Consider the following 11,480-nt stretch of genomic DNA (forward strand, 5'->3'; position numbering starts at 1 on the left):
CCTTCCTTTCAGGGCCCGGCGGTGGCGCCGCCAGGCGACGGAGGTTAGCTGATGGATGCGCCGCAGGCGAATCAGTCTTCCTGGCTGCTAGCAACTAATAGCTAAAAGCCCCCGCCCGTTCACACGATGGTCAGTCACCATAGCGCCGCAGGCTGATACCCTCGATCTCGGTCTCGACCTCGATCTCAATCTTATTTCCGTCTGATCTTTCCCTCATCCATGGTAATCATGCCCTGTTTCAGGAGGTGTCCCACGGCCCGTTTGAAGGCTGCTTTGCTGATGCCCAGGGACGATTTGATCAGGGTTGGATCCGATTTATCGGTGAAGGGGAGGGTGCCGTTATGGCGGTCCATATAGTCCAGAAGGAGTTTCATATCCCCTTCCATGGATTTCTCCTTCTGGGGACGGAGGGAGATATTCACATGGCCGTCTTTGCGGATATAGGTGACCCGGCCTTCTACTTCTGCGCCCATGGGAATCGGTTTTGTTACTTCATCCCGATGGAGGAAGGCAATTACCCTTTCCCGGGTAATGATAAAGGTTCCTTCTCCGGTCTTGTTATACACAGAGCCTTTGATGGTATCCCCCACCCTGATCCCCTGGGCCGGCAGGGCGATGCGGCGGATGTCTTCTTCCACTTTCATGGTCACCGCCAGGCGGCCGGTCTTATCTACGTACAGTTTCACCCAGATCGACTGTCCTTCAGACACCCGTTCTTCCATCTGGGAAAATGGCAGGGAAATGCCCCGTTCCGTTCCCACATCCACGAAAGCACCGAACCGGGTGGTCAGCATCACCGGCGCATAGCCGATGCCGCCCACCGGAATCTGGGGCAGCCGCATGCTGGCGGTAAGGCGGTGATGGGGATCATGGTAAAGAAACACATGGACCAGGTCTCCCACCTTCACCAGATGCAGCTGCTGGCCGTTATGGAGGAGAATATCATCGGTATCGCTGCCTGTGCCGGCGTCCAGAAAGGCGCCGAAGGAAGCAATGCGCTTCACCGTAAGGGTGGCCAGGGAATTTTCTTTCAACTTCCTGGGTCCCAGGCCCTCATTCCCCTCTTTATTCATTGTCGTCTCCTGTTTCATGGTATTCTCCTCCACCGGCGCTTCTTTCCAGAGGGTATCGAAATCGTAGCGCCGTCTTTCTTCATCGGTGAAGATATGGACAATCACATCACCGAAGTCCAGGAGAATCCAGTCTCCTTCCCGGTATCCTTCGACCCGGAGTGCATGGATGCCGAGGTCTCCCAGTTTTTCTTCCACTTCGTCAGCCGCTGCCTGGGCCTGCTTTTTATTGCGGGTGGTGGCGAGGACAAAGTCGTCGGCAATGCTGGTAAGGCCCCGTACATTCAGGGCGCGGATGAGGACCGCTTTCTTCGATGCTAATGCTTTGCAGATGGTTTCAATCGTTTTTTCCATAGAACAGTCTCCTTGTCATGAAATGTGTATAGATATAGGAAATCAAATAGTCGTAAATAAGTAATAAGTCAGGAGTGATGGTGCGCCGCCACAGAAGAGGAAGCTGCGCCATGTATCAGATACGTATTCAGGTCATCAGTCATGAATATGGGTATCGATGAAGATAGTAGATGATAGACGATAGAAGATAGGAGATAGAAGATAGAGGAACGGACTATCTGCTTACAGCTTACAGCTTACAGCTTACAGTTGACAGATAATCAGTTGATGTGCAGGTGGAATATCATCGAAACGGCAAACCATTTCTAAGCATGCAGGCCCTAGGGAAGCGCTGATTAATTCGCAAAGTCAGATTTCATAAGGATTTTTATGCACTGCTTCGTCATAACTCTCCTTAAATAGCTCGCTATTCGCGTCGAGTTATTCCTCGCATTGCATAAAAATCCAAGAATGAAATCTGACAACGATTTAATCAGTGCTTTCCTAAGGGGGCACGCTTTTTATGGATAGAGTCACTGAAACAGAATAATCATTCCATGTCAGATATCCCGTAACCATGCAGCCCCTTGGAGATGGAACGCGGCGAAGCTACTGAAGGTCTCGGTCTCGACCTCATTTCCCGTTATCCGATCCGATGGTCAGTGCTACGGCTTTCTGGAGTTCTGCGGGGTTTACTACCCAGGTCGGGATTTTACCGATGGTCTGGGTTTCTCCAGGGAGAATGACGTAGTGGAAGCTGTCTTCCGGATAATTAGTGAATGTATAGGCCAGCTGGGCCGCTTCTCCGGCGGAGATATCCGTTTCTGAAAGGTTCCAGATGTGGTGGGCAAAGACATAGCTGTAAAGGGCAAAATGGTTGTGGAGGGAAGAGACCAGGGGCTTCAGGACCCGTTCCTGCCGCTGGATGCGGTCGATTTCCCCGTTCTTTCCATCCAGGTACCGTACATAGCCAAGGGCCTGGGCTCCCTTGAGGTCCTGGTAGCCCTGGCGGATAGTTATATCCGGATTGCCGCTGCCATCGACGTGTTCCATGTTCTTTTCCACATACATGTCGATGCCGCCGATTTTATCCATATAATTTTCAAAATCCGAGAAATCCACCACCCCGTATCCGTCTACCCGGAGGTGAAGGAGGTTCTCCACGGCACTCTTTGTTTCCTCCGCTCCCCCTTCGCTGAAGGTGGACCGGATGAGCTGGTTCTTCTTTTCCTGACGGGACAGCTTCGTATTGGGCGGGATGGAAATGAAGGTTACTTCCTTATCCCTGCTGTTCCAGGCGGTAAGGAGCAGGGCATCGGCCTCGTTGCCCCAGTTCTTGTCAGTACCGATAAAGAGGTAATAGGAAATGGGGGATGCGGAGTTTCCGTTCTTCCCCATGATGTAGGTGACTCCTTTTCCCACCGCCATTCCCAGGATGACAAGAACCGCCGCCACAATGAGAAGGAACAGGGCCAGTTTCCCTGTTTTGATTTTTCCTTTTTTATTTCTTTTCATGGGCTTTCTCGTGTTTCAGTATCAAATCATTCCTGCCGATAAAGGTAAGGTCATAAATATAGGCTTTCTGGTCCATCAGGTGGGAAATGGTGGAATCGTAGGCCGCCAGCATGGCTTCATCCAGGTCCTTTTCCGCCAGTTTCCGGAGCCTGTCCACCCCCGGAAAATCCCGGGAAGGCTCGATATAGTCCGCCAGGAAAATAATTTTCTCTAGAAGGGTCATATCCTTCCGGCCGGTGGTGTGGTAATAAATGGCTCCTTTGATGGCCGCATCATGGATGCCGTACTTTGTCTCCGCCAGTACGCTGCCTGCCGGCCCGTGGAGGAGAGCCCGGCTGGAAAGGAGATAGTCATCGCAGGAAAGGCCGGCGCCTTTCACAATGTCCTGCATTTCAGAAAGAGTGAGTTCCTTGGCGCAGTCATGAACCCAGCCGGCCACGTACGCTTTTTCCGGGTCCGCACCATACTTTTCCGCCAGGTGTTTCCCCATGGCCGCCACCCCTTCGGAATGGTGGAACCGCTTGGGGGATAAAATGTTTTTCAAATCCTTTTGTATATCTTCCAGTTTCATTTCTTATCCTTCGTATAGATGATTTTTCTTAATGAACCGAATCACGGCGTCCGGAATAAAATAGCGGGCCGATTTATTATGGGCCAGCAGGTCCCGGAGGATGGTAGAGGAAATTTCCAGTTCCGGTATTTTCAGGAAATGGATTTTTTCCTTCCCCAGTTCCCCGAAGCAGGCCACCGATTTCTTCAGTTTTTCCTCATACCCCGGCCGGCTGGCGCAGATAAAGTGACAGATTTCCAGAAGTTCCCGGTTGTATTTCCAGGTGGGCAGGTCCGCCAGGGCGTCAGTGCCGCAGATGAAGTAAAACTCTATATCCTTCCCCATTTCCTGCTGGAGGATATGGATGGTATCCACCGTGTAGGAGGGACCGCTCCGGTCCCGTTCCACCGGGGAAATGGTGAACATGGGATTGCCGCGGATCGCTTCTTTCACCATGTCATACCGAGCCTCTTTATCGATGTGATGCATGTCCTTATGGGGCGTGTCGCCGGAGGGCACAAAAATCACCTTTTCCAGGTCGAATTCCTGACACGCCGATTCTGCAATCACCAGATGGCCGATATGAATGGGGTTGAAGGACCCGCCGAATATGCCTATCCGTTTAACCATACATATAACACCGCTTCCACCAGGAGGATACAAACTACAAGAAATCCAAGAAGCTCCAGGATATGGGACAGCTCAAACCGCCCTTTCGGATGCTTCGTATAATAATAGACCAGCCATTTCAGCTTTTCAGAGAATTTCATCGCATCACCAGAAGGTTATCCCGGTGAATGACCGTATCGTAGGGGGCTTCTCCGCCCAGGGCCTTTGCCATTTCTCCGGAATGGAGGCCTTTGATTTTTTGGATGTCCCCACTGCTGTAATGGGTAATGCCCCGGGCCAGCTCTTCATCGCCATAGTAGACGGATACAGTGTCCCCTTCTTCGAAGGACCCCTCTATACCCGTAATGCCTACGGCCAGGAGACTGGAACCCTTGTCCAGCAGGGCTTTCCGACAGCCCCCATCCACCAGGATTTTCCCTTTCACCGCCGTACCGATGATGACGTCCCGCTTTTTCAGCTGGGGATGTACATTTTCCCCCTTAAAGAGGGTGCCGATATTGTCGCCGTCCATAATATGGAGGATCACATCAGGAAGGCTTCCCTTGGCAATGATCATGTCGATGCCCGAATGGACACAGATTTCTGCGGCCTGGATCTTCGTATACATGCCGCCGGTGCCCTGGCTCGTGCCGGCGCCGCCGGCGATGCGGAAAATATCCCTCGAAAATTCCGGTACCTCATGGATGAGCTCAGCCTTCGGGTCCTTGCGGGGATCCGCCGTATAAAGTCCATCGATATCGGAAAGGATGATGAGGAGATCCGCCTCCGCAATGCTGGCGACGATGGCGGAAAGGGTATCGTTGTCGCCGATTTTGATTTCATCTGCCGTAACAGCATCGTTTTCATTGATCACAGGGATAGCCCCTAATTCCAAGAGCGCCGACAGGGTACCCCGCATGTAGAGGTACCGCTTCGAATTCACCGCATCTCCCTTTGTGAAGAGAAGCTGGCCCACCACGTGGCCGTATTCACGGAACAGGTGCTCATAGATATTCATGAGGATGCCCTGTCCCACGGCAGCGGAAGCCTGCTTATAGGGAAGGAGGGACGGCTTTTCTTTGAATCCCAGCTCCGGAAATCCGATGCCTATGGCGCCGGAGGTCACGAGAATCACCTGGATCCCCCGATTCCGAAGGTCCGAAATCTGGCGGGCCAGATGATCCATGAAACGGAGATTCATTTTCCCGTTGGCATAGGTGAGGGAGCTGGTGCCTACCTTGATGACCACCCGTTTCTTCCTGGGAATATCCGCCCGTACCGTATCAGGGGAGTTCATAGTGGGACTTCTTTTCTTTCTGCCGGAAGAGCACACAGTTTCTTCCTATGATCTGGACGATTTCGCAGTCCAGCTTATCCGCCAGGAGCCCTGCGGTGTCCCGGATATCTTCGTCGGAATTCTGGTTGATCTTCACCTTCACCAGTTCCCGGGCCAGCAGCACATCCCTTACGCTGTCAATGACCGTATCCGTAAGGCCTTCCTTGCCGATCTGCACATAGGCCGGCAGCTGTACGGCCTGGCTCTTTAAATACTGTTTCTGTTTACCTGTTAACATCATTGTCTCCCCTATTCTTCTTCCTCTTCGGTTCCTTTATTTTCAGAGAACGTAAACTCTACGCCGTAGAGATTGACCGTATCCCCTTCCTGGATGCCCTGTTTCTTCAAAAGCCTGTCGAGCCCCATGAAACGCCATGCCCTGTCGAAACGGCGGAGGGAAACGTAGTCTTCGAAATTGGTCATACCCACCAGTTTCTCCACCCGCTTGCCCTTCACATAGAACACGCCGTCTTTCTTTTCGATTTCGAATTCATCCTTCGGCACTTCATAGACAATGGTCTTTTCCGGCGCTTCAAAGGATACATCCGGTTCTTCCTGGAGAATCTTCCATGCCGCTTCCAGGAGAGGTTTCAGCCCCTCTCCGGTGAGGGTGCAGATGGGGAAGAACTGATATCCCTCCCCTTCAATGGCCTTGCGGAGATCTTCCAGTTTCTTCGGGTCATCGATGAGGTCCGTCTTGTTGGCAGCCACAATCTGTTTTTTCTTCGCCAGCAGGGGGCTGTACAGTTCCAGTTCATTATTGATGACATGGAAATCGTTCAGCGGATCCCGTCCTTCGCTTCCGGCGGCATCGAGTACATGGATGAGTACCTTCGTCCGTTCCACGTGCCGCAGGAATTCATCGCCCAGCCCTGTGCCCTGGCTGGCCCCTTCGATGAGGCCCGGAATATCGGCCATCACGAAGCTGCGGTCGTAATCGAGACTCACCACCCCCAGAATCGGGTTCAGGGTGGTGAAATGGTAGGCCGCCACTTCCGGTTTGGCACCGGAAACCTTGCGGAGCAGGCTCGATTTGCCGACGCTCGGGAAACCAAGAAGGCCAACGTCAGCCAGGACCTTCAGTTCCAGGCGGATCATCTTTTCTTCCCCCGGTTCCCCTTTTTCTGCATAGGTGGGAGCCCGGACAGCGGAGGTGGCAAAATGGGAATTTCCCCGTCCCCCATGGCCTCCTTTGGCCACCATGACCTCCTGGCCGTTCTGGGTCAGATCCGCCAGCAGTTCATTGGTTTTGTCATCGTACACCATGGTGCCCAGGGGCACTTCCACGATCACGTCCTGGGCCGCTTTGCCAAACATTTCTTTCGCCCCGCCGTTGGCACCGGCCTTGGCTGCAAACTTCCGATGGCGCCGGAAATTGATGAGGGTATTGAGATCACTGTTCGCACGAACAATGACAGATCCCCCCTTACCGCCGTCGCCGCCGCTGGGGCCGCCCCGGGGTACATACTTCTCCCGGCGGAATGCCACCATCCCGTCCCCGCCGGCACCGGATACTGCAATAATCTTTGCTCTATCAATAAACATAGTCATACCTCGCTCAAAAAATCAGAAAATATCTATATTATTATAGCATGGAACGGGGGAAAGGGATATATAAGATCGAGGGGTTCCCGGTGGTTCGATTGCGTACGCACCGGCGGGACATCAAGCCTTGCGCAGGACAGCCGCTCAAGGCTCAAAGCTAAAGGCTCAAAGCCTGCGCCCGTGCGCAGGCAAGTCAGCCATCTGAGCACTGCAGGCGGATTTCCTCGGTCTCGATCTCGATCCCAATGAAAAAGCCGTGAAGAAATATCCTTCACGGCTTTTGATAACTTTCTACTCCCCTTCCAGTACTTCAATGGCTTTCTGCAGCACATTGTCCGTATCCGGATGGAAGAGGCTTCCGGTCTGCTGGACCGGGATATCCGGGGTAATACCTACTTTATCGATGGACCGGCCGGAGGGGGTCTTATACTCGGCGATGGAAACTTTAACCGCCGTTTTATTGCCCTGGTCGAAGACAGCCTGCACCGTGCCTTTGCCATAGCTCCGTTCACCGATAATGGTGCCTTCTTTCCGGTCCTGCACGGCGCCGGCCAGGATTTCAGAAGCACTGGCACTGTTCTTGTCGATGAGGACAGCCATGGGCATAGGATTTTCTACGCCCTTCACGGAGTACACTTCACTGCCCAGGGATTTGGCATTGTAGCTGACCACGGTCCCTTTGGAAAGGATCTGGTCCGCAATGGCTACCACGGAGTCGATCATGCCGCCGGGATTCATACGGACATCGATGATCAGTTTTTCACAGCCCTGGTCTTTGAGAGCGGAGAGTTGCTTTTTGAACTCCTCCGGTGTATGGCGGCTGAAGGTAAAGATGTGAATGTAGCCGATGTTGTCCTTTACCATGCGGCTCAGCACCGTGGGCAGGGTAATATTGGACCGGGTCACATCAAAATCCAGGGTTTCCCCATTCCGGAGGACCTCCAGGGCTACCTCGGTGCCGTTGTCCCCGCGGACCGCCTGGGCGGTACCCGTAAGACCGAGCTCACCGATGTCGGTGCCGTCGACGGAGAGGATTTCATCCCCCGCCTTAAGGCCCGCTTTTTCGGCGGCGCTGTCGGGGAACACATTGAAAATCCGGACTTTCGAATCCCTGTCCAGCCCCATGACGACGCCGATACCGCCGTACTCGCCGCTGGTGGATTCCATGAAGGACGAATAATCATCCCCCGCAAGAACCTTGGAATAGGGATCTTCCAGACTATCCACCATGCCTGAAGCGGCCCCTTCCCAAAGGGCATCTTCATCGATGGGCCGGAAATAATTGGCCTTTACCATATGGTAGGTCTTCATGAAATGGAAAAAATCCAGCGGATGACCGCCCGTATAGAGGGCGGCTCCGCCGAATGTAATTCCGACGCCGCCGATGATGACGGCGGCAGCATAGGATGAAATTTTCAGCAAAAATGCTTTCTTCTGTTCATTCATTACAGATACCCCATGGGGTTGACCGGAGAACCGTTCACATCCACTTCGAAGTGGCAGTGAGGTCCGGTGGAATTGCCGGTGGATCCGGCATAAGCGACAACCTGTCCCTTGGAGACAGACTGCCCTTCGCCAACAGCCAGAGACTGGTTGTGGCCGTAAAGGGTGGACAATCCGCCGCCGTGGTCAATGATGACTGCATTGCCATAGCCGGAAATCCAGCCTGCATAGACCACAGTACCGCTGTCGGCTGCATGAATCGGAGTACCGTAATCTACGCCGATATCGATGCCGGCGTGGAAAATGGTGGTTCCGAAAATCGGATGGGTTCGATAACCAAAGGGGGACGTGATAGGACCGCTGCAGGGCCAGCCGAGGGAGCCGGTACCCTGTACGTAGCCATCATCACTGCCACCACCGCCGCCTCCTCCGTCATCGGAGGAGCTCTGCTGCTGCTGGGCTGCCTGTCTTGCGGCTTCCGCTGCTGCCAGGCGCTGCTGGATAAGGCTTCTGACCTGGTCCAGCTGGGAGTTCAGGTCTCGTTCCATCTGGGCTGCTGCGGCTTTATTATTCTTCGCTGCATCCAGCACTTTCTGCTGTTCCGCTTTCTTAGCGGCGATTTCTTTCTGCGTCTTTTCCGCTTCCGCTGCCAGGGCATCCAGCTGTTTCTTATCTGCTTCCAGCTGGGCTTTCTTGGCCTCGATGGCGGCTTTCTGTTTCTGGATTTCCAGAATCAGGCTGTAGTCTGAATGGATGACCCGCTTCAGGAGTTCCAGGCGGTTTGCAAAGTCCGAGAAACTGTTGGCACCAAGGATGACTTCCAGATAATTCAGCTGGCCATGCATGTAAATCGCACGGACACGGCGGTTCAGGACGGCCTGCCTCGTCTTCAGGTAGGCTTCGGCTTTGGCAATGTCCACCTTCGTCTGTTCGATCTGGGCGTTGATCTGGGCCTGCTGGGCCTGGATGCTCTTCAGTTTCGCCGTAGCCGCATCCAGATCTGCCTGGATGCTCTTCAGCTTTGCACTCACATCCTGGATAACCTGTTCCCAGTTTTCCTGCTCCAGGCGAGAAGAATCAATCTGCCCCTGGAGGTCCGATACCTGGTCATCCAGATCATCCGCATGGACCGGTGCATACAGGGCGCCTCCGCCAAGTACGATGGAGATGGCGAGGGCAGCCAGAATAGATTGGGATTTTTTCATGCTCTCTTACACCTTCATATACTTGCGAAGGGAAATGGTACTGCCCAGGATACCGATGATGATGCCTGCCACCAGAAGAATGGCGGTCAGGTAGCCCACAAAGGGCCACAGGGGAATCATGGGAATAAATACAAGGCCTGCGCTGACCAGTTCCGAAAGTACCACCTTGTATCCTTCCCACAGGATGAAGGCAGCGATGCCGGAACCGATGCAGCCGATTACCATACCTTCGAAAATGAAGGGCCACCGAATGAAGCCATTGGTGGCTCCTACGTATTTCATAATCTGGATTTCCCGGCGCCGAGCGAATACGGTGAGCCGGATGGTATTGGAAATGATGAACAGTTCAGCCCCCGCCAGGAAGACGATGAGGATGATGCCGCCCAGACGGATGACCTGAGCCACTTTATAGAGCTGTTCGATAATGTCCTGGCCATACTGCACGGAGTCCACTTCCGGATACTTCGCCACAATGGCCGCCGCATTTTTCAGGGCCTGTGGATTGGCAAAGGATGTGGAATAGGAAGCGGGCAGCGGGTTGCCGTTGATGGCATCCAGGATGCCCTGCTGGTCTCCCAGGTTTTTCTTGAAGTCAGCAAAGGCCTGGTCCTTATTCTTGAAGGAAATCTGCTTCAGCTCAGGCTGGGCCTTCAGTTTCTTTCCTACGTTCATGACCTGGTCCGTGGTGAGGCCATCCTTCAGATATACTGTCATTTCTACCTGGCTTTCCAGGTACGTAGCCATGTGATTGATATTCAGCACGGCACAGAGGAAGACGCCAAGAATGAACATGGACAGGGTCACTGTAAGCACAGAGGCGATGGCCATGAATTTATTTCGGAAGAGGGAATGGAATGTCTCTTTCCAGAAATAACCAAAAGAACTAAACATGTAAGTGGTATCCCCCTTTTTCCTGGTCGGCGATAATGCGGCCGTCTTCAATATTAATGACCCGCTTATGCATGGCATTGACCAGGTCCTTATTGTGGGTCACCATGATGATGGTAGTCCCCATGTGGTTGATCCGGTTGAAGAGCTTCATGATTTCTTCGGAAGTCACCGGATCCAGGTTGCCCGTCGGTTCATCGGCAATGAGAAGGAGGGGCTGGTTTACCAGAGCCCTGGCGATGGCCACTCTCTGCTGTTCCCCACCGGAAAGCTTGGAAGGAAGTTCCTTTGCCTTATTCCGGAGACCTACGAGGTCCAGTACATTATTCACCCGCTCTTTGATTTCCCGGGACTTTGCCCCGGTTACCCGGAGGACAAAGGCGATATTTTCAAATACCGTTTTTTCGGAAAGAAGGCGGAAATCCTGGAACACGATGCCAAGGGTACGCCGATAATAGGGCACCTTGCTCCGTTTCAGTTTTGTAATATTGATACCATTCACTACGACGGTCCCCTGTTCCGGCACCAGTTCATGGGTCAGCACCTTGACAAAGGTGGACTTTCCGGCGCCCGAAGGGCCTACAACGAATACGAACTCTCCCTTATCTATATGGATAGAAATATTTTTGAGAGCCGTATGTTTAGAATCGTACTGCAATGATACCTGGTCAAAAGTTATCATTCAATCCTCACTTTCTAGTGATGTAAATAGAAATAGCGGCTTCGCCGCAATGAGATCGAGATCGAGACCGAGGTCGAGATTGAGATCGAGGGCATCCGCCTGCGGCTCAATATGGCCTACAGGCGTGTGTACTGACAGGGCTTTGGGCCTTGAGCAGGATAGCCGCTGCACGGCGGATGTCAAGTACCCAAGAGACGTGCGTACGGGCGAGGGCTTCCAGCCTCCAGCTATTAGCTTTCAGGAAAGCTGATCAGCCGCTTCGCGGCCTCCCCTACAGTCTGCTTCGCGTATTCGGTCTCTTTAA

The 11,480-nt window shown here is 53.2% G+C and carries 12 protein-coding genes; all 12 read right to left on the reverse strand.

What is annotated here, in order from left to right; all coding sequences use genetic code 11:
* Window positions 1-191: 191 nt before the first annotated feature.
* The 12 genes from rsfS to ftsE all read right to left on the reverse strand — a co-directional run bounded on the left by rsfS (window position 192) and on the right by ftsE (window position 11,176).
* Window positions 192-1,424 (reverse strand): ribosome silencing factor, encoded by a 1,233-nt coding sequence (gene rsfS, locus QZR21_RS01165; RefSeq protein ID WP_363926236.1) that lies wholly within the window; start codon window positions 1,422-1,424, stop codon window positions 192-194.
* 612 nt (window positions 1,425-2,036) lie between these two features.
* A complete protein-coding gene (locus tag QZR21_RS01175) occupies window positions 2,037-2,918 on the reverse strand; it encodes an LCP family protein (RefSeq protein WP_296973290.1) in 882 nt (293 codons plus the stop codon).
* The gene (yqeK, locus tag QZR21_RS01180; protein WP_296097453.1) at window positions 2,905-3,489 is read right to left on the reverse strand and encodes a bis(5'-nucleosyl)-tetraphosphatase (symmetrical) YqeK; all 585 of its coding nucleotides are present in this window, start codon (window positions 3,487-3,489) and stop codon (window positions 2,905-2,907) included. Before yqeK ends, QZR21_RS01175 begins: the two co-directional genes overlap by 14 nt.
* A 3-nt stretch (window positions 3,490-3,492) precedes the next feature.
* Complete coding sequence (gene nadD / locus QZR21_RS01185) at window positions 3,493-4,098, reverse strand: nicotinate-nucleotide adenylyltransferase (protein ID WP_296097454.1); 606 nt, start codon at window positions 4,096-4,098, stop codon at window positions 3,493-3,495.
* The gene (locus QZR21_RS01190; RefSeq protein ID WP_296973294.1) at window positions 4,083-4,238 is read right to left on the reverse strand and encodes a hypothetical protein; all 156 of its coding nucleotides are present in this window, start codon (window positions 4,236-4,238) and stop codon (window positions 4,083-4,085) included. Before QZR21_RS01190 ends, nadD begins: the two co-directional genes overlap by 16 nt.
* Window positions 4,235-5,374, reverse strand: coding sequence for a glutamate 5-kinase (proB, locus tag QZR21_RS01195; RefSeq protein ID WP_296097458.1), 1,140 nt, complete (start codon window positions 5,372-5,374; stop codon window positions 4,235-4,237). Before proB ends, QZR21_RS01190 begins: the two co-directional genes overlap by 4 nt.
* The gene (yhbY, locus tag QZR21_RS01200; protein WP_296097459.1) at window positions 5,361-5,651 is read right to left on the reverse strand and encodes a ribosome assembly RNA-binding protein YhbY; all 291 of its coding nucleotides are present in this window, start codon (window positions 5,649-5,651) and stop codon (window positions 5,361-5,363) included. Before yhbY ends, proB begins: the two co-directional genes overlap by 14 nt.
* Window positions 5,652-5,662: 11 nt before the next feature.
* On the reverse strand, window positions 5,663-6,958 hold the full coding sequence (gene obgE / locus QZR21_RS01205; RefSeq protein WP_296097461.1) for a GTPase ObgE: 1,296 nt from the start codon (window positions 6,956-6,958) through the stop codon (window positions 5,663-5,665).
* Window positions 6,959-7,249: 291 nt separating this feature from the next.
* Complete coding sequence (locus tag QZR21_RS01210) at window positions 7,250-8,380, reverse strand: S41 family peptidase (protein WP_296097463.1); 1,131 nt, start codon at window positions 8,378-8,380, stop codon at window positions 7,250-7,252.
* 23 nt (window positions 8,381-8,403) lie between these two features.
* Window positions 8,404-9,606: a murein hydrolase activator EnvC gene (locus QZR21_RS01215; RefSeq protein WP_296097467.1), complete on the reverse strand. Its 1,203-nt coding sequence runs from the start codon at window positions 9,604-9,606 to the stop codon at window positions 8,404-8,406.
* Window positions 9,607-9,612: 6 nt separating this feature from the next.
* Window positions 9,613-10,497: a permease-like cell division protein FtsX gene (gene ftsX / locus QZR21_RS01220; protein WP_296097469.1), complete on the reverse strand. Its 885-nt coding sequence runs from the start codon at window positions 10,495-10,497 to the stop codon at window positions 9,613-9,615.
* A complete protein-coding gene (gene ftsE / locus QZR21_RS01225; RefSeq protein WP_296097471.1) occupies window positions 10,490-11,176 on the reverse strand; it encodes a cell division ATP-binding protein FtsE in 687 nt (228 codons plus the stop codon). Before ftsE ends, ftsX begins: the two co-directional genes overlap by 8 nt.
* Between the last annotated feature and the right edge of the window lie 304 nt (window positions 11,177-11,480).

This window comes from uncultured Dialister sp., from assembly GCF_900541605.1.
Taxonomy (GTDB): Bacteria; Bacillota; Negativicutes; order Veillonellales; family Dialisteraceae; genus Dialister.

What these genes read in the sequence shown, in the direction of transcription:
- rsfS (WP_363926236.1), bottom strand. Translation starts at nt 1,424, where the DNA reads ATGGAAAAAACGATTGAAACCATCTGCAAAGCATTAGCATCGAAGAAA.
- QZR21_RS01175 (WP_296973290.1), bottom strand. Translation starts at nt 2,918, where the DNA reads ATGAAAAGAAATAAAAAAGGAAAAATCAAAACAGGGAAACTGGCCCTG.
- yqeK (WP_296097453.1), bottom strand. Translation starts at nt 3,489, where the DNA reads ATGAAACTGGAAGATATACAAAAGGATTTGAAAAACATTTTATCCCCC.
- nadD (WP_296097454.1), bottom strand. Translation starts at nt 4,098, where the DNA reads ATGGTTAAACGGATAGGCATATTCGGCGGGTCCTTCAACCCCATTCAT.
- QZR21_RS01190 (WP_296973294.1), bottom strand. Translation starts at nt 4,238, where the DNA reads ATGAAATTCTCTGAAAAGCTGAAATGGCTGGTCTATTATTATACGAAG.
- proB (WP_296097458.1), bottom strand. Translation starts at nt 5,374, where the DNA reads ATGAACTCCCCTGATACGGTACGGGCGGATATTCCCAGGAAGAAACGG.
- yhbY (WP_296097459.1), bottom strand. Translation starts at nt 5,651, where the DNA reads ATGTTAACAGGTAAACAGAAACAGTATTTAAAGAGCCAGGCCGTACAG.
- obgE (WP_296097461.1), bottom strand. Translation starts at nt 6,958, where the DNA reads ATGTTTATTGATAGAGCAAAGATTATTGCAGTATCCGGTGCCGGCGGG.
- QZR21_RS01215 (WP_296097467.1), bottom strand. Translation starts at nt 9,606, where the DNA reads ATGAAAAAATCCCAATCTATTCTGGCTGCCCTCGCCATCTCCATCGTA.
- ftsX (WP_296097469.1), bottom strand. Translation starts at nt 10,497, where the DNA reads ATGTTTAGTTCTTTTGGTTATTTCTGGAAAGAGACATTCCATTCCCTC.
- ftsE (WP_296097471.1), bottom strand. Translation starts at nt 11,176, where the DNA reads ATGATAACTTTTGACCAGGTATCATTGCAGTACGATTCTAAACATACG.